The organism is Algoriphagus zhangzhouensis (assembly GCF_900148515.1).
Lineage (GTDB): Bacteria > Bacteroidota > Bacteroidia > Cytophagales > Cyclobacteriaceae > Algoriphagus > Algoriphagus zhangzhouensis.
This window is the reverse complement of record NZ_FRXN01000003.1, coordinates 565,590-583,723: the sequence shown is the minus strand read 5'-3', so window position 1 is coordinate 583,723 and position 18,134 is coordinate 565,590. Positions and strand designations below refer to the sequence as shown.

General features: G+C 39.8%; 19 protein-coding genes. 3 read left to right on the top strand and 16 right to left on the bottom strand.

The genetic code is table 11. From position 1 onward, the window contains the following. Window positions 1–29: 29 nt before the first annotated feature. Window positions 30–284 carry a DUF6364 family protein gene (locus BUF13_RS12835; protein ID WP_073572192.1) on the top strand — a complete coding sequence of 85 codons (255 nt, stop codon included), beginning with the start codon at window positions 30–32 and terminating at the stop codon, window positions 282–284. Next, window positions 281–706 carry a type II toxin-antitoxin system VapC family toxin gene (locus BUF13_RS12830; RefSeq protein ID WP_073572191.1) on the top strand — a complete coding sequence of 142 codons (426 nt, stop codon included), beginning with the start codon at window positions 281–283 and terminating at the stop codon, window positions 704–706. Before BUF13_RS12835 ends, BUF13_RS12830 begins: the two co-directional genes overlap by 4 nt. On the opposite strand, the gene BUF13_RS12825 is transcribed toward BUF13_RS12830, so the two are convergent. From BUF13_RS12825 to BUF13_RS12805, 5 genes are all read right to left on the bottom strand, one after another. Continuing rightward, a complete protein-coding gene (locus tag BUF13_RS12825) occupies window positions 703–1,461 on the bottom strand; it encodes a DUF5995 family protein (RefSeq protein WP_073572190.1) in 759 nt (252 codons plus the stop codon). The two genes, BUF13_RS12830 and BUF13_RS12825, sit on opposite strands and share 4 nt — an antisense overlap. 5 nt (window positions 1,462–1,466) lie before the next feature. Further along, entirely contained in the window at window positions 1,467–2,186 is a 720-nt protein-coding gene (locus BUF13_RS12820; protein WP_073572189.1) for a VIT1/CCC1 transporter family protein, read from the bottom strand. Beyond that, window positions 2,187–3,350 carry a dipeptidase gene (locus BUF13_RS12815; RefSeq protein WP_073572188.1) on the bottom strand — a complete coding sequence of 388 codons (1,164 nt, stop codon included), beginning with the start codon at window positions 3,348–3,350 and terminating at the stop codon, window positions 2,187–2,189. Window positions 3,351–3,409: 59 nt separating this feature from the next. Further along, window positions 3,410–3,796: a DUF779 domain-containing protein gene (locus BUF13_RS12810; RefSeq protein ID WP_073572187.1), complete on the bottom strand. Its 387-nt coding sequence runs from the start codon at window positions 3,794–3,796 to the stop codon at window positions 3,410–3,412. 85 nt (window positions 3,797–3,881) lie between these two features. Continuing rightward, on the bottom strand, window positions 3,882–5,408 hold the full coding sequence (locus tag BUF13_RS12805; RefSeq protein ID WP_073572186.1) for an aldehyde dehydrogenase family protein: 1,527 nt from the start codon (window positions 5,406–5,408) through the stop codon (window positions 3,882–3,884). 177 nt (window positions 5,409–5,585) lie between these two features. On the opposite strand from BUF13_RS12805, the gene BUF13_RS12800 reads away from it, so the two are divergent. Continuing rightward, window positions 5,586–6,515: an AraC family transcriptional regulator gene (locus BUF13_RS12800; RefSeq protein ID WP_073572185.1), complete on the top strand. Its 930-nt coding sequence runs from the start codon at window positions 5,586–5,588 to the stop codon at window positions 6,513–6,515. 405 nt (window positions 6,516–6,920) lie between these two features. Here the strand turns inward: BUF13_RS12800 and BUF13_RS12795 are convergent, their stop codons facing one another. The 11 genes from BUF13_RS12795 to leuS form a co-directional block, all read right to left on the bottom strand. Then, window positions 6,921–7,568, bottom strand: coding sequence for a peroxiredoxin (locus BUF13_RS12795; protein ID WP_073572184.1), 648 nt, complete (start codon window positions 7,566–7,568; stop codon window positions 6,921–6,923). An 84-nt stretch (window positions 7,569–7,652) separates the two neighbouring features. Continuing rightward, on the bottom strand, window positions 7,653–8,114 hold the full coding sequence (locus tag BUF13_RS12790) for a c-type cytochrome (protein WP_073572183.1): 462 nt from the start codon (window positions 8,112–8,114) through the stop codon (window positions 7,653–7,655). A 4-nt stretch (window positions 8,115–8,118) separates the two neighbouring features. Then, entirely contained in the window at window positions 8,119–8,730 is a 612-nt protein-coding gene (locus BUF13_RS12785) for a DUF2202 domain-containing protein (RefSeq protein ID WP_073572182.1), read from the bottom strand. A 91-nt stretch (window positions 8,731–8,821) separates the two neighbouring features. Next, a complete protein-coding gene (locus tag BUF13_RS12780; RefSeq protein WP_073572181.1) occupies window positions 8,822–9,859 on the bottom strand; it encodes a transporter family protein in 1,038 nt (345 codons plus the stop codon). Continuing rightward, on the bottom strand, window positions 9,856–10,926 hold the full coding sequence (locus BUF13_RS12775) for a cytochrome-c peroxidase (RefSeq protein WP_073572180.1): 1,071 nt from the start codon (window positions 10,924–10,926) through the stop codon (window positions 9,856–9,858). Before BUF13_RS12775 ends, BUF13_RS12780 begins: the two co-directional genes overlap by 4 nt. 40 nt (window positions 10,927–10,966) lie before the next feature. After that, entirely contained in the window at window positions 10,967–11,689 is a 723-nt protein-coding gene (locus BUF13_RS12770; RefSeq protein ID WP_073572470.1) for an MbnP family protein, read from the bottom strand. A gap of 10 nt (window positions 11,690–11,699) precedes the next feature. Continuing rightward, window positions 11,700–12,818, bottom strand: a complete 1,119-nt coding sequence (locus BUF13_RS12765; protein WP_073572179.1) for a cytochrome-c peroxidase — start codon at window positions 12,816–12,818, stop codon at window positions 11,700–11,702. A 44-nt stretch (window positions 12,819–12,862) separates the two neighbouring features. After that, on the bottom strand, window positions 12,863–13,237 hold the full coding sequence (locus BUF13_RS12760; RefSeq protein ID WP_073572178.1) for a hypothetical protein: 375 nt from the start codon (window positions 13,235–13,237) through the stop codon (window positions 12,863–12,865). A 93-nt stretch (window positions 13,238–13,330) separates the two neighbouring features. Further along, entirely contained in the window at window positions 13,331–14,170 is an 840-nt protein-coding gene (locus BUF13_RS12755; protein ID WP_073572177.1) for an FkbM family methyltransferase, read from the bottom strand. Between the two features lies 1 nt (window position 14,171). Further along, on the bottom strand, window positions 14,172–15,221 hold the full coding sequence (locus BUF13_RS12750; RefSeq protein ID WP_073572176.1) for a glycosyltransferase family 4 protein: 1,050 nt from the start codon (window positions 15,219–15,221) through the stop codon (window positions 14,172–14,174). A 49-nt stretch (window positions 15,222–15,270) separates the two neighbouring features. Then, on the bottom strand, window positions 15,271–18,045 hold the full coding sequence (gene leuS / locus BUF13_RS12745) for a leucine--tRNA ligase (protein ID WP_073572175.1): 2,775 nt from the start codon (window positions 18,043–18,045) through the stop codon (window positions 15,271–15,273). Window positions 18,046–18,134: the final 89 nt, after the last annotated feature.

Below are 18,134 nucleotides of genomic sequence, written 5' to 3'. Positions count from 1 at the left end.
TCTTTACGTATTACCTGACTTTGAGAGCTATGGATTCCAAAATCACACTTTCTTTTAATAAAGACGTTATTGAAAAAGCAAAGGAGTTTGCTAGTCAAAATAATATCAGTCTATCTAGATTGACTGAATATTTATATTCACAGATTACGTCAGGATCCTATAAATCTTTGGAGGATTTGCCGATATCCAATTGGATAAATGAAGTAGCAGAAGGGGAAATCGAATACAAAAGAAGCTCATCCAAGAAAGGAATGAAGGATGAATTTTTTGGAAGCAAAAAATGAAAGTCTTTCTGGATGCAAATGTTTTGGTATCAGTCCTTAACAAAGAATACCCACTTTTTTCTTATTCAGCGAGGATTCTTAGCCTGGCAGATAATAGCCGCTTTCAACTTTATACATCCCCAATATGTTTGGCTATTTCCTTTTATTTTTCTGAGAAGAAGAGTGGAGCAACTGTTGCGAAAAGAAAAATGGATTTATTGAATTCAAAAATTCGGGTTGCTGAAGTAGGAGGTGATGAGGTTTTAAAAACTTTAAAAAACCCATCTATAAAAGACTTTGAAGATGGATTGGAGTATTTTTCAGCAATAAAAGCTTCCTGTGAGGTGATTGTTTCTGAGGATTCAGGAGGGTTTTACTTTTCTGATATTCCAGTTTATTCTTGTCGTGAATTTCTGGATCATGTTGTTTTTCCTAACCTTTAAGTCAAAGTGTTTTTTGCCACTTCATCCAATTGAGTCATCGTATCCTTTACAGATTTCCATTCGGCAAAGCCAATAATCTTAATTAGGAATCCCAGGAATTTCCCAGGCTGAATTAGCTTTCTCGCCAGGTTGGAGATATTTTTGTCGCGATCTGAAATCTGAAAATTCTTGTCAGAATCAGCGTGGTATTCCCCGGCATATTTCCAAGCCCCATCTCTTGCCAGCTGAATCGAGAAATTCAAAAGCATTTCATCTTTGCCTTTCGCCAAAGGAATTAGCAATCCAAAAATAGGAGAAACCTTACTGATGTTTGCCTTAACGCCATCAACCAATTCAGCTAAAACGGAATTGATCTTATCGAAGTCATTTTTGATCCCTTCCAAGGGATGATCCTTCATGGTTTCTGATGCAGCAATTCCAAGATCCAAATTTATATGAGCGTTGATTCCCAAGAATAGGTGTTGCAAAACAAGGTAGGAAGAGCCTTTGCTTGCCTCAAATGCTACCGACCAACTTGAGGTAGGCAATCCTCCACTTTTCCAAACGTCATAGGCATCTATAAATCTTTTGGCGAAAAGGATGTCCAATACCTCCATTCTGGCATTGTCTTCAAATTCTTTTGCCAGAATGCCCTGTTTAATTCTCCGGGTGACTTGTCTGTATAAAATGGCAAAAAAGCCGATTCTGCTTTCTTGAATTTGACATTCCGAGACAATTTGGTCCATTCTTCCCAGTACTTCATCAATTGTTTTCATAAGGATTACATAAAAAAGCTTTCTAAAATATCACCAACGTAGAAGGCGACTATAGCCGCTAAAAGTCCTAAACCAACCGTTTCGATAATGCTTCTGAGGGTGGAAGTCTGATTCACGATACCTTTTAGCCAGCCTACTATCAAAAATGCTATTCCAGTCAGAATACTAGTCCAAAGAAAGGTGTTGATTTCAGAAGGAAAAAAGAAGTCCCATAGATAAATCAATAATGGGATGAATCCGACTATGATAAAAGAAATCAAGGTCGCTAGCCCAATTTTAAAAGGACTCTTTGTGTCTTTCATCATTCCCAGCTCATCTTTCATCATTTCGGAAACCCAAAGGTCTTTATCTGAGCAAATGTGATCCACAATTTGATTTAAAAGGTCACCTTTAAAGCCTTTTTCACGGTAGATTTCCTCTATTTCTTCCCTTTCGGTTTCAGGTAAGTTTTCTATTTCCCAATACTCAATTTTTTCATGTTTGTCATAATTGTCTCTTTCGCTTTTAGCCGAAAGATAAGCGCCGACCGACATGGAAAATCCATCAGCCAATAAGTTGGCAAAACCTAAAATGATCAAAATCCCTGGTTCTAAATTGGCACCATATCCACCAGCAACTACCGCAAAAGTAGTTACAGCTCCATCAATTCCTCCATAGACGAATTCTCTTAAATACTCTTGAAGTTTCCCAAATTCATTGTTCTGATGATGGATGGCTTGTTCCATTTATTTTAAGTTTTTCAGTAAAAAGTTCTTGACGTTTTCTCCCATCACAGCTTTGATTTCATCTAAAGTAAAGCCTTCCTGAAGCATTCCCTCTACAATAATAGGTAGACCCGTGATATCAAAAGGCACGACGACCGCTCCATCATAATCAGACCCAAGGGCAACATGCTCTATCCCTACCAAATCCCTTACATGCTTGATTGAAGCAATGATATTTGGGATTTCAGGCTCTCCAACTGCCGCATCAAAAAATGCGATGCCAATAATTCCTCCGTTTTCTGCGATTCTTTGAATTTGATGATCACTGAGATTTCTTTGAGAATCCAAAACAGCCCTAACGCCCGTGTGCGAAACGATAACAGGCTGGGTGGTCATATCCAATACATCCTCTACTATTGCTGGTGAAGAATGCGCGAGGTCTATGAAAATTCCCAGATCGTTCATTCTTTTAATCACTGATTTTCCAAAGTCGGTCAGACCTTCACCTGATTCACCGTGAGCAGAGCCTCCTAATTTATTGTCAAAAAAGTGAGTGGGTCCTATCATTCTGACCCCTGCTTCATAAACTCGATCCACATTGAGAATATCACCTTCCAAAGCATGAGCGCCTTCGATTCCCAACATTCCTCCTATGACATTTTTATCGGATTTGCGGGCCTCAATGAGTTGATTTAGGTCGCTTTTGCTTTTGACCAAAATAGCTTTTCCCTCTTCCTCTTCTATAAAATCTTCCAAATCTCCAGATTGAGAAAGAGTTCTGTTTACCAGGCTGAACCAATTGAAAGGGCTTTCTCCTTTGACGATTGTCAGAGGTGTAATCACATCCATGGTCTCTGCACTATTTTTCTGCATATTTTGACCCGATGGAGATTTGGATACGATGGTAAACATCTCCAATGCGACATTTGCCTCTCTCATTCTTGGAAAATCAACATGTCCTCGATCGCCTTTTTCTGTCAAATCTCTACCCCAAAGCAAGGCGTCACAATGTAAATCAGCGATGAATTCTAAATCATCATAAATTGTTTGTGCTTCTGCTGAAACGGTGTAGGGAGGAAGGATTTTGGTTTGATTGCGGTCTGATTCTATATAAGGTGGAACCAATGCAATGGCAATCACATATAAAAGGAAAAGAACTAGTAATCCAATAAGGAGTTTTTTCATCGTATAAGGCTGGGTTAATCCGATGAAGATACTAAAAAATACAAGTGAAAGGAGGAGTCTTAACTGATTACTTCCTCAGCGCTTTTGGTTGGTTCTAAATCATCTAATTCTTCCATTGTGAAAATTCTGGATCTGATAATAAATCTAATTCCCATTGGGATTTCCAGTGAGAAACTGCTGCCTCTTCCAGGAGTCACGTCCAAGGTTAATTGAGTGTGTTTCCAATATTCGAATTGGTCTGAACTCATAAAAAAATCACAGCCATGTATATTTCCTAGCCAGATATCACTGCCTCCAACTTTGAAATCACCTTTTTCAAAACACATAGGCGATGACCCATCGCAACAACCTCCGCTTTGATGAAACATCAATTCGGTTCCTGTCTGCTTTCTCAATTTATCGACAACTTCCTTTGCCGAATCGGTGATGGTTATTCTTGGTATCATGGGTTTATTGGTTTTTAGGTAAAGAAAATAAAGACAGGCGAAAATCACCTGTCTTTACGGGTTTGGTTTTACTTTGATTAACTACTTAAAAGAAGCCTAATTTCTTTTTACTGTAAGAAATAAGCATGTTTTTGGTCTGGCGGTAGTGGTTCAGCATCATTGCGTGATTTTCCCGTCCGAAACCTGATTTTTTGTATCCGCCAAATGGTGCGTGTGCCGGATATGCGTGGTAGCAGTTTACCCAAACTCGACCTGCTTGGATCGCTCTAGGTACTTGGTATAATTCATGTGCATCTCTTGACCAAAGTCCAGCTCCCAAACCATACATAGTATCATTGGCTATTTGGATTGCTTCCTCTGTGGTCTTGAAAGTGGTAACGCAAGTGACAGGTCCAAAAATCTCCTCTTGGAAGATTCTCATTTTATTGTTGCCTTTGAAAATGGTTGGCTGAATGTAGAACCCATCTTCCAATCCTGAATTCAGGCCGCTTTTCGCTCCACCTGTTAGAACTTGAGCTCCTTCTTGCTTGCCGATTTCAATGTAAGAAAGAATTTTTTCGTATTGATCATTGGAAGCTTGTGCTCCCATCATAGTATCCTCAGCCAATGGGTGACCTAGCTTGATCGCCTTGGTTCTAGCGATTACTCTTTCCATAAATACATCATAAATGTCTTCATGAACCAGAATTCTAGAAGGGCAAGTACAAACCTCACCTTGGTTTAAGGCAAACATTACTGCGCCTTCTACAGCTTTGTCAAAGAATTCATCGTCAGCATCAGCTACAGACTTCATAAAGATATTTGGTGACTTACCACCCAATTCCATGGTTACAGGAATCAAGTTTTCAGATGCATATTGCATGATCAATCGACCTGTAGTGGTCTCGCCTGTAAAGGCAACTTTTGCAATTCTTGGAGAAGTAGCCAATGGTTTTCCAGCTTCTGGTCCAAAACCTGTAACTACGTTTAATACTCCCGGAGGAACTACATCTGCAATCAACTCCATCAACACCATGATGCTAGTAGGTGTTTGTTCAGCTGGTTTTACAACTGTACAACATCCTGCAGCCAATGCAGGAGCGATTTTCCAGGTGGCCATCAGGAGAGGGAAGTTCCATGGAATGATTTGTCCTACGACTCCTAGTGGCTCATGAAGGGCTATACTTACTGTGTTTTCATCATGCTCAGAAATGGAGCTTTCATCTGCCCGGATCACACCGGCGAAATACCTGAAGTGGTCTACACAAAGTGGCAAATCAGCAGCTCGTGTTTCCCTAAGTGCCTTGCCATTATCTATGGTTTCTATTCTTGCAAGAAGTTCGAGGTTTTCCTCAATGACATCTGCAATCTTATTGAGGATCTTGGATCTCTCAGCAGCAGGTGTTTTGGACCATGAAGGGAATGCCTCGTGAGCAGCATCTAATGCCTTTTCGATATCTACTTTATTTCCTCTTGCTGCTTTTGAAAATGCCTTTCCATCGATGGGGGAAATGTTGTCAAAATATTCACCTGAATCAGGTGCAACCCACTTGCCACCTATAAAATGATCGTATTTAGATTTGATCTCTGGTCTATCCACAGGCTTCGCCTGAGAAAGTGTTAAAGTTTCCATATGTTTTACTGGTTATTTTGGTATTGATCAAAGCTCAATACATTTCTTTTAAAAAAATTGCACCAGATGAACATCTCATGTACTCACATTGCTTTTTTTTCCGTTTTTAGAGAGTATTCTAAAGAAATAATAAATAAATTAACTTTTCTAAAGCTGTGCTAGTTAATACATTACCCTATGACCCGAAATAACTTTCCTGCACAGGTGACTTGGAGATCTCCTAAGGATTTGAAAACCTTGGTGGAGAACAGGACTACCTATACCTTAGACAATTGTGAGCTCAATATTTTTGAAACTCACCAAGAGGCTGCCGATGTCAATTTGGTTTTCGGAGACTTGGTGTTGACTACTATGCTCAAAGGGAAAAAGGTGATGCATTTATTTGATAAGCCTGGTTTTGATTATTTGCCTGGAGAGTCAGTGATAGTTCCTCCCAATGAATTGATGAAAATTGATTTTCCAGAAGCTCAATGGAATAATCCTACTCAATGCATTGCTCTGTCTATTTCTAAGGAAATGATAGAAAACACTTTTAATATGCTTAATGAGCGTTTTTCAGACAAAGTGTTGACTCAAGAGTGGGGACTTGATTTATCATACTTTCATTTGATCAATACGCAAGACCTCTCCGAAATCATCAACCGCTTTATTAAGATAGGAGTGAAAGAGCGGTCAAAGGAAAAGGACCTGATTGCTTCATTAGCTTTGAAGGAACTTTTGATCAGGCTCAGTCAGACTCAAGCGAGGGATATGCTGGAAAAAACTTATAAGGAATTGGCCTCTGGAAATCGTCTGGCTCATGTGGTGGCTTTTATCAAGTCCAATATCCGAGAACAATTGACATTGGAAGATCTGGCTTCGAAAGCATGCATGAGCAAGGCTCATTTTGTGAGAACCTTCAAACAGGAATTGGGTCAAACTCCTATGGAGTATGTTTTAAATGAAAGACTCAAATTGGCTAGAAATCTTTTGCAAATGGGAGGGCTCCAGATTCAGGAAGTGGCGATAATGTCTGGTTTCAATAACATCAGTTACTTCATTCGAGTTTTTAAGAAAGAGTTTGGACGAACTCCAAAATCATATCAAGACCTACCAAAAGGGTTCTAGAAGAAAAAAAATCAAAAAATATTTTATCGAATTTGTGTTATTATCTTAAATTTTATTAAGTTTAATAAATTTTGGTAGGCAAAAAAAGATATCAACCTATCGCTTTACCAAAGTTTATTTGGTTTTACTTGATTAACAATAGACCCTGACTGAGAGCTTATTTCCTAATAAGCTCTCTTTTTTTTGGCTTCTTTAAAAAGGCATTTTGCGTAAATGCAAAAAACCGGTTTAAAAAATGTGTTGTTTTGTTCAATTTTTTGTTAAATGTCAAAAAACCGGTTTAAATGAGTCAGTTAGGTTAAGAAATTATAAAGTTTTGTTTTTTAGGCTTTAAACAGAAAAAGCTTCTCGAAAATTCCGAGAAGCTTTCTATTGTTTATTAACCCTTTAATCTAAAAACCTATACTACACTAGTTCTTTTTTAGCCAAATAGAAGTCTACCATCTCATAATCACTCGCTTCGCGCTCCTGCATTTCTGCAACTGTTTTTGGTGGGGGTACGATTACTTTTTCTCCTGGTGTCCAATTCAGTGGCATGGCAACTTTATATTTATCAGATGTTTGTAGAGCTACTAGGACTCTTTTGATTTCATCCATATTTCTACCCACATTCAGAGGATAGTACATGATCAGTCTAATTTTTCCGGTTGGATCGATAAAGAATACAGCTCTTACTGCCGCAGTCTCACTTTCTCCAGGTTGAAGCATTCCATATAATTTGGAAACACTCATGTCGATGTCAGCAATGATTGGGAATTCGAATAAAACACCGGTGTTTTTCTTGACATTGTTGACCCAGGCAATATGGGCATGAATAGAATCTATACTTAGACCAATCAATTTGGTATCGTGCTCATCAAAGAATTTTTGATCCAATGCAAAACCACTCATTTCGGTAGTACATACTGGAGTAAAGTCAGCAGGGTGAGAGAACAAGATGGTCCAAGAATCCTTGATGTATTCGGAAAATTTAATCTTTCCTGTGGTAGTCATTGCCTCAAAATCGGGAGCTTGATCTCCAATTCTAGGCATTGTTATAGTTTGAGTTTCCATAGTTAATGGTTATGGTATTTTTTAATTGATAGCATAAACCTACTGCTATTTTTCTTTAAAATCTGTGATAAGAATCACCTATGATTAATGATTATTTGGGTTCCCATTCCCTTTGTGATGCTCCTTGAACCAACTAGGTTCCTCCAATTGATTGGCATGAATGTAGTCTACAATTAATTTGATCTCTTCTTCAGGAACCAGAGGTTTTGGCATCACCCCAAAGCGCTTCATAGGTCCCTTCATGATTCCTTTTTCTTCACTAGGATCGGAGACGAATCCAATCATAGCAGCTTTAAATTTCTTGCTTTCTGGATAGGCTTTTTGATAATGCGATTTGATACCCACCAATGGAGGGGCCAACATCTCATCATGGGATGGGGAAGCAGGATTGTGACAGGTATAGCAGTGTTTTTGAAGTAATGCTAATCCTTTTTCGACTTGTTCTTGGTTCTCAGTTGAAATTTCGTTTTTGCCCTCAGGAGACTCGATGCTCAAGGAAAGAGCCGAAACTAATACCCATGACAAAGGAATAATTGCTAGGTTCATTTATTTAATTGGTTTGACAGGTTGTTTTTGCTGATGTGATGATGTCTTCGTAAAGTGTTTGACTGATATAGCTAGGCGAATAATCAACTCCATATTGAGTTGCTAATCCATAAAAAGCCCTCATATGGTTTGAAGAGCCACATTGTAAGCTTCCATAGACAGTAGCCAATGAGCTTTGACTAGTTTCTGCAATTGCATTTTCCAAGTCATAGATGTCAATATCTTCAATCCATAGCCCTGCGATAATTGCATCATTTAGTGACTGGTCTACTTGACTAGTGAGATTGTTATAAAGTGTTTGAATGGCAGATAATGTAAATTCTCCTGGTGTCGTCCTTCCATTCAAAGGATCAGAAATATCATAAGCATTCATCTGAGTCAAAATGGACTGGATATGCTGGGATTCACTATTAGCAATGTTTTGGAAAAGGATATTTCCATATTTCTCATAAGCATAGATGTAAACATCATGCGCCAGCTTTTCTTCTTCTCTGGTGAATAGCAAAGTTTCTATCTCTGCATCTGATAGAGTGGTGCTTACCATTGGCTTCTCTTCATCTTGACAGGAAAATAATCCCGCCAACAGAATAAATAAGGGGAGGATTGATCGTTTCATGGTTTCTAAGTTTTATAGAACCAATGTCGATACTAGTAGCCTCAGAAGCAGTGATATTTCTCACACGAAAATCCCTTTTGGATTAAACTTTTTAGAGCTTGAAGCTCCTTATTAATCCGATGCTAATCCTGTGTTGATTTAGAATTTGGTTTCCGTTTAGATTTTGATGGATTGGACGTTGGTAGACCAGAGAAAATGTAGTTTGGGACAGATTCAGGTCTAGCCCTAGTTGTGCAAAATCCACTTGGCCTCCTGTAAGATCCTGCTTTTCTCCATTGTAAATATCCCTTTGAGCAGATTCATGATATACCCCCAAATTTGGAGCTAGAAGCAAGCTCCCTCCGAGTTCAAACTGATGAAAATACAGCAGATATGCGTTGAATGAATTTCCAAACTGATAGGATTGCTTTCCCTCTGTGCTCCATTGGTAGCTCATTCCGGCATTGATTCCCTTATTTTCTAAAAACCATTGATAATTCAACCGGGGGATAAAAGAAAAGGCACCTTTTCCGGGTTGAATGATTGGGTCAAAAAGCTCTCTATTTTCATTATTGGATTGAATTTGCGCTTGACCTGTTGGAAGTGTAAAAGCCAATCCAGGTCGAAAAGTATGTCTGGATTTAGGGTTGTAAACTAAATGGATATATTCTACTGCGGTAGTCAAATCACCCCATCCTTGGACATAAAGTGTTGTGTCAGAAACCGGATTGGGTAAGTCCAGGTATTTTTCATAATAAACCTTGTTGAACTCATAAGGCAAAAGGAAGGTCAAATTCCATTTATAATTCAGAGTGATATTTCCTCTTGCCTCAATGGTTTGATAGGTTTCAAAATCCTGTTTGGTCTTTTGTACATACAAATTGTTCCCTTCAGGTTCATGCATGATTTCGTTGCCAATCCAAGGTTGAAGCTGGGTACTTAGCTGTGCGGGGAAACTTTGAATTGCTGTAGTCGTGGATGGAGAGATAGTCTTATAATCCCGAAAATCCCTGAACCTATAGAATAGGCCAATGTAGCTTTTGTTTTCAAGGAGGCTGTATTCAAAGAAATTGCAGCTATCGCATGCAAATGACTGATTTGATTGGGATAGGAGTCCCAGAAATATGAGAATGAGTAAAGATTTTTTCATGGTAAATCAGGATTGTCCTGAAGGTGTTTTTGAATAAACTGATCGTCTTGAAGAGTTTTTAGAAATGTGATCAAGGCTTCCTTTTCCTCTTTGTTTAAGGGAATGCCATCTTTTAATTGTGGAGCCAATGAACTGTTTTGCTTGATCCCGGAAGAATAATGGTTAAATACCTCATCCAGATTTGAGAATCGCCCATCGTGCATGTAGGGAGCTGTCAAGGTGATGTTTCGAAGGCTTGGGGTTTTGTAAGCTCCCAAATCCAATGAGTCATGGCTGATTCGAAATCTTCCCAGGAATACACCTTCCTTATCAATTGGGTCAGGGTAGCTTTCATCCAGTCCATTGTTGTGATAACTGAGGTCTGTAAAAAGGCCTTCCTCATGACAACTGGAGCAATTGGCTTGATAGATTTCATAGCCTTTTAATTCTAGAGAATTGAATTCAATCTCTCCATTCATCCAGAGATCGTATCGGGAAGTTTGGGAGATCAGGGTTTTGGTATACTGAGCTATAGCTCGGCTCATTGTAGCACTTTGAATGGGAGTTGCAGGAAATGCTTTTTCAAATAAATTCAGGTATTCTTCCTCTTGATTCAAATAGAGCAAAACAGCAGTCAGATCAGCTCCCATTTCATTGGGGTGGGTAAGAGGACCAAAGTTCAAAGACTCTAAATCATGTGCCCCACCATCCCAAAAGAGTCCAGTAGTATTCCAAGCCAAATTGAAAAGGGGAGGGGCATGTCGGTCTAATTCTATCCCCGTCACTCCATGATCAGCAAGCGGAACTGCATCTGTGAATGCCAATTGCGGTTGGTGGCAAGAAGCACAAGAAACTTTTCCATTGCTAGAGAGATTGGTGTCGAAAAAGAGCTTTTTACCCAATAGGACCCCTTCTTTGGACATGGGATTCCGATCCGGTTGCGGAAAGCTCCCGACATTCAAAGTTTTGGAAATGGAAGGAACAAATAACTCAGGTGCATTTTCTGCCAATGGTTCTTGCTGCCCACGATCCTCACATGCCCAAATCCAAGAAATAGAAAGGAGTAAAATGAAAGCCTGTTTTTTCATTGGAAAGCATTCCCCCGAAGAAATCCTCGGGGGATTTTGATTAGTTGGCTTTTATAAATCCATCAGCATAGTTTTGACCAATTTGATCGGCAACAGGTCCTCCCATGACGGTGGTACTTGCCAGATTGCTTGGAACCAATGAGTTTGGGTTGGAGAAAAGCTCATCAATTGCTGTTTCCAAAGAAATAGAAGCAGATTTCCCAGCAGCTAATCCAGAAAGAGGCAATGTGACTGTTGCATAGTTTTGGTTATTTCCGATATGAAATACTAAACCGGTTCTCTCTTGGGTGCTTTGGTGGATAAACTCACCTTCCAAAATGACGAATTTATAACCTGAATTCCAGTTCCAGGCCATGTCATTGTTGGGGTCTAAATCACCCGTCTGATCCGTTCTGGAATTGGCTACTTCATCTACACCGATGGAGAAGGTGATTTGATCATAATTGGCCGAAGGGATCATTCCCAATTCAATTGCAGAATTGAAATCCTGTCCCATCAGATGGTAACTGTCTGTTTCTACATATTGAGTATTGGTTTCCGAGTCTGTCAAAATCACGTTGGAGATGTAATATTTGAACTTTTTGACCATAAATGATTCTCCAGAAGGGAGTGTAAATATCTCTTGGTTCAACTCAAGAGTGTTTCCGTTCAAGGTGTTCTCAAATGTGATTTCTACATTCATTTGAGCGGGAGTTTCGTCCTCTTTGTCACAAGAAGTGAAAGCAAAAAGGACGGCAAGGAATAGATAGGATATATTTTTCACTGTGATAGTTCTAATTAAATGGATTTGAAAATTTTGGGTTCGAAACAAACTCCTCGTCCGTCAGCGTATGGAGAAAAGCAATAATTGCCTGCTTTTCTTCGGCTGAGAGGTAGAGTCTGATTGGTTCGGCAGGATCAAGGATTTCATTACTAGCTTCCAAAATGAGCACATCAAGTGTTTCGCTATTTTGGATGTGTTCATTGTAATGATCCAATACTTCTTCCAAGGATGAAAATCTTCCATCATGCATATAGGGTGCAGTCAAGGCTATGTTTCTTAGACTTGGAGCTTTGAATTTTCCTTTGTCAAAAGGGTTTTCTGTGACAGATTCTAGCCCGGACTTCAAACTTTTATCTGAGTCCAAGCCATTGTTGTGAAATCCAGCAAATCCGTTAGGATCTCCTGAAGTCATGAAACCTAAGTGGCAGTCCCCACAATTGCCTCCTCGGAGTTGAATGGATGGCTCTGGATGGGTGAAGAATAGTTCTAGTCCCAATTCTTCTTCGGGACTAAGTTCTACCTCTCCACGAATCCATTTATCAAATTTGGAATTGGCGGAAATCAGCGTCCTTTCAAATTGAGCCAGTGCCTTTCCGATATTTTCAGAGGTAACCTGGTCAGACCCGAAAGCTGCCTGAAATAAACCCGGATAGTTCACATCACCTTGAAGTCGGGAAATAGCCTCTTTCATAGGGAGATTCATTTCCTTTGGATCTTCAATAGGTATGAGAGCCTGTTCCTCCAAGGATACAGCTCTTCCATTCCAAAAGAATCTGGTTTGCCAATGTAGGTTGGATAAAGCCATAGCATTCATTGACCCAAGAGTTCCATTGACTCCAGGGCTAAATTGAAGACCATCACTGAACCCTTTTTCTTGCTGATGACAGGAGGAGCAGGAAATTGTGCCGTCCTGAGAAAGCTTTTTTTCATAAAAAAGCATACGACCCAGACGCACTCCTTCCTCCGTCAAGGGATTGTCTGAAGGCATGACCTGTTGATCCGAGAAATAGTCGGGTTTATCCAATGAAATGGGAGTAGGGCCTTGATCAATAGGTGGTTCACTCTCACTACAGGAAAACAACAAAGCACTAGCTATCATCCAAGCCGCATAGCGGATAAGAGATTGCATATTCTTTTTTTGTAAAAGGAAATTTGAATTAATTCAGAAGTGAATCAACTCTGAGGAGGATGATCAATTGAAAAAATAGCAGTTTGGCTAAACTCATTATGGTAAGTTTCCTGATGAGTCAAGAAAGCCTCAAAAGTCAACTCTATTGAATTTGAAATTGATTCTGAAGGGACAAAAATTCCAAAGTCCTTATTGAAAGTGAATGCAGGAAGAGATTCCTGTCTTTCTTTTTCTGCTTTGATTTTTTCAGCCAAAAAGCACTTACCATCACATTTTAGTTCTGGTTTATCCTTGTTGATACAGAAGTTCTCAATGATGTATTTTCGATTGATCGTGAAATCCACTTTGATCAACGAATACACCATGCTGTTGAGGACCATGGTCATCGAAAGGGTAATATAAATAAGGCTTTTCAGCATTTGGGGGTAAATATACGACTCGGAAGTGAGCTTGATATGTGATTTTTATCCCAAAAGGCAAACATTTTTTGAGAGTCCAACAGATCCTGATTTTTATCCAGGCAAAGCCAAAATATTACAAAATTCCGGTAATTTTTGGATAGAGGTAAGTTTGCCTCTCAAGCCCAATTGGAAAAATTTGTAATCGTATTTTTTGAGCAAGTCCAAAATATCTTCCGCTTTATATCCGCCCGATTTGCAGGCTTCCCGATTGATTTCTAAGAGAAGTTTGGGACGGAATTTTGCAATAGATTTTTCTCCCCCTTGCAAAACCTGAAGTTCTGCACCCTCTACATCCACTTTCATCACATCAATTCGGTCGATTCTCAGTTTTTCAACTTGATTGTCCAACGTGTCCAACTGAATTTTTCCCAAGGAAATATTGAATTGATCTGAACTGAATATGGTATTTGTTCCTTCGTTTTGTCCTGGTTGAGTGAAAAGCTCAAGCTCTCCCGGTTCATTGCTCAATCCCAATTGAATAGGGTGAAAAACGGTTTTGTACTTAGGGTTAAGTTTTATGTTTTCCTCAAGTTGAGCAAAAAGCCCGGCCATCGGTTCAAAGGAATAAACCTTTCCCTCAGTTCCCGCTTTTCGGGCAGCCCACAAAGTATATTCTCCTTGATTTGCACCTACATCTATAAAAGTATCGCCCTTTTTAAGTTGGCTTTCCAGTGTGAAAATTGGAGACCAATCATGAGCTCCTCTCCAATAAATGGCTTTCCCCATGTGCTTGGAAAGATCCACTTTCATGGATATCCCGCGAAAGGAAAATTTCCTCCAATTAGGACTTTGAGAATCACTTGAAAACAGGCCTCTCAAAAACTTTGAAACAAAGTATCCTCCGGGAATAATGTACAGATTTCTAGAAAGTTGGCTGAATAGTTTTTCCATTTTAGAGGACTGTGTTCAAAGTGGAAATGAGTTCTTTTTCCCTTTGTTTTAATGTGAAATTCTGGATGATCTGTTTTCTGGCCTTTTCGGCTAAAACTTCCTTGTTTTTAACTTTGATGACTTTTTGAATCAAATCTGTTGCTAAGGTCAGGTCTTTTTTCTTTAAAATAAAACCACTTTCACCAATTATTTGAGGGATATGGTTTGTATTGGATCCAATCGGGATACAGCCACAAAGCATCGCCTCGGCTAAAGCGCATCCAAATCCCTCAAAGCTTGAAAGTTGGAAATAGAATTGGGCTTTTTGGTAGGTTTGTCGAAGTATTTCTGGGCTAAGTCTTCCAAGGAAATGGACATTCTCTGGGACTTCCATTTCCAAATCTTCTAGGCCTACTCCTGCAAAATAGAATTTACACGTAGGAAATTCTTTTGCCAATTCCACGATTATATCTCCTCCCTTCAATGAAAACTGGCTAGGGGACATTACTGTCAAAAAGCTATTTTCTTCCTTTTGTATATGCTTTGGGTACGTCCAAAAGTCTTCATCCAAACCATTATAAATCACCTTGAATTTGGGATTTAAATCCGGGTAAAGCTTCTTGATTCCCTGTTGATGGTGCGTGATTGGTGGATCAAAAGTCAATTCCGTTTCTATCAAGGAATCGCTGACCGGAAGTATCAAATCTGTTTTGGAATAGGCCGCTCCGCAAATTTTTCTCAGAACTGGAATTCGTAAACTCCCATAGTTGATTTCTGGGATAGCAGCTGAGTCAGTTCCATGAACGATGACAACGGATTTCTTTCCAAAGAGCTTAGCAAAAAAGGTTGGCCAATAAGCCCAATACCCCCCAAAATTCACCACAATTAGATCCGCCCAGATAGCAGATGGAATCATTGCGAAAAACTGCAAAAAGAAGTAAACAGGAGCGTATTGCTTGTTTTTCCAAGGGTAGTGATTGACCCTAACTTGGAAATGCTTCTCCAAAATCTGGAGGTCAGCCTTGACAAAAGACTGAAAAGAAGGGGTGACGTACAAAAGCCTTTTTTTCATGGTCAAAGTCTTAGTATGTCACCCCTTTTTATGATTGCTTGTTTCAGAATTATACTACCAAGTTGACGATTTTACCTGGAACAATGATGATTTTCTTAGGTGTTTTTCCTTCCACCCATTTCTGAACAGTTTCATCTGCCAATGCTGCCTTTTCGATATCTTCCTTGCTCAAATCTAGGCTTAAAGTCAATTTAGCACGCATTTTACCATTGATCATTACAGGGTATTCGAAGCTGCTTTCTACCAAATAATCGGCATTGAATTCTGGGAAACTAGCTTTGGTGACAGACTCAGAATGGCCCAGCAAAGCCCAAAGTTCTTCGGAAATATGTGGAGCGTACGGAGAAACCAAAACTGCCAATGGTTCCAAAATCTCACGTTTGTTGGATTTCAAAGCAGTCAGTTCATTCACACAGATCATGAAGCTGGAAACCGAAGTGTTGAAAGAGAAATTCGCCATGTCATCGTCCATCTTCTTGATGGTTTTATGCAAGGTCTTTAATTCTTCTTTAGAGGCTTTGGCATCCGATACTTCAAATTCTCCTTTTGCATTATGGTATAGGTTCCAAAGCTTTCTCAAGAACTTGTAAACTCCGTCAATTCCATTGGTGTTCCAAGGCTTGAATTGTTCCAAAGGTCCCAAGAACATTTCATACAATCTCAAGGTGTCCGCTCCGTATTTCTCGATGATATCATCCGGATTAACCACATTGTATTTGGATTTGGACATCTTTTCTACTTCTGCTCCGCAGATGTATTTGCCATCTTCCAAGATGAATTCAGCATCAGCCAAATCAGGTCTCCAAGCCTTGAATTTCTCCAAGTTCAATTGATCATTGTAGACAATATTGACATCCACGTGCATGGCAGCAGTGTCATATTGGTCTTTCAATCCATAGGAAACGAAGGTGTTGGTTCCTTTTTGTCTATATACAAAGTTTGATCTGCCTTGGATCATTCCTTGGTTGATCATTTTTTGGAATGGCTCGTCGATTTTTACCGCTCCGATATCATGCAAAAACTTGGTCCAGAATCTGGAATACAGCAAGTGTCCAGTAGCATGCTCGGATCCACCGATATATAAGTCTACAGAACCCCAGTAATCAGTAATTGCTTTGTCAGCAAAAACTTCATCGTTTTTAGGATCCATGTAGCGGAAGAAATACCAACTAGAACCCGCCCAACCTGGCATGGTGGAAAGTTCCAATGGATATTCTCCGTCCTCAGTTTTATAAGTCCAGTCTTTGGCACGACCTAATGGTGGCTCCCCATCTTCTGTTGGAAGGTATTTGTCCACCTCAGGCAATACCAAAGGCAAGTCTTTTACATCCACCAATTTTGGAAGCCCATCTTTGAAATAAACCGGAAGCGGCTCTCCCCAATAACGCTGACGCGTAAAGATCGCATCTCTCATTCGGAATTGGATTTTGCCTTTTCCTATGCCTTTTTCTTCCAAAAACTCAATGGCTTTTTCCATGGCTTCCTTCATATACAAGCCAGAAATAAACCCTGAATTGATGATCAATCCACCTTTTCCAGGAAAAGAACCTTCCTCCATGGATCCTTCGATCACCTGGCGGATTTCCAATCCAAAATGCTTTGCAAAGTTATAGTCACGCTCATCATGAGCCGGTACAGCCATTACAGCTCCAGTTCCGTAACCCGCCAAAACGTAGTCAGCAACCCAAATTTGGATTTCTTCACCATTGAATGGGTTAATGGCATAAGCTCCTGTGAAAGCACCAGAAATGGTCTTCACATCGCTCATTCGCTCTCTTTCTGAGCGGTTTTTCGCCACTTGGATATAGGCTTCAGCTGTTTCTCTTTGATCCTCAGTGATCAATTCAGCCGCTAAGTCAGACTCAGGTGCCAAAGCCAAATAAGTCACCCCGTAGATCGTGTCTACACGGGTGGTAAATACTTTTATCTTTTTATCAGATCCCTTGACGTCAAAAAGAACCTCCGCTCCAATTGATTTTCCGATCCAGTTTCGCTGCATTTCTTTGACAGGCTCGGACCAATCGATGGTATCCAACCCTTTCAACAAGCGATCTGCATAAGCAGTGATTCTCATGGACCACTGCATCATTTTTTTTCTTTCTACCGGATGTCCGCCTCTTTCTGAGAAACCATCTTTTACTTCATCATTGGAAAGCACAGTTCCCAAAGCAGAACACCAGTTGACAGTCGTTTCAGCTAAATAAGTCAAGCGGTATTTCAAGAGCATTTCTGCTTTTTCCTTCTCAGAAAAAGCAGACCAATCTTCGGCGGTGAAAATCGGAGTTTCATCATCACAAACAGCCTTGATAGCTTTGTTTCCTTCTTTTTCAAATCTTGAAACCAAGGAATCAATGGAAAGAGCTTTGTCAGCATCCTGATCATAATAGCTGTTGAAAAGCTGCATAAAGATCCACTGAGTCCATTTATAATAGGCAGGGTCGGATGTTCTCACTTCTCTTTCCCAATCGAAAGCAAAACCAATATTTTTTAGCTGTTCGGTATATCTAGCAATGTTTTGCTCGGTAGTTATTGCTGGATGTTGTCCGGTTTGAATAGCGTATTGCTCTGCAGGAAGTCCAAAAGAATCGTAGCCCATCGGATGAAGGACATTGAATCCTTGCAACATTTTATAGCGGGAAATAATATCAGAGGCGATGTATCCAAGCGGGTGGCCTACGTGTAGTCCGGCTCCAGAAGGATATGGGAACATGTCCAAAGAATAGAATTTGGGACGATTTGGGTCCACTTGTGCATGAAAAGTTCCTTTCTCTTTCCAGAAGTTTTGCCACTTCTGCTCGATCTCCCTGAAGTTGTACTCCGCCATGATTGTAATTTTCTTGAAATTTTAGCTAAACGCCTGCAAAAATAGAAAAATCGAGCGGGTTTGGTAAGCAAATTTTCAATTCCTCTCGA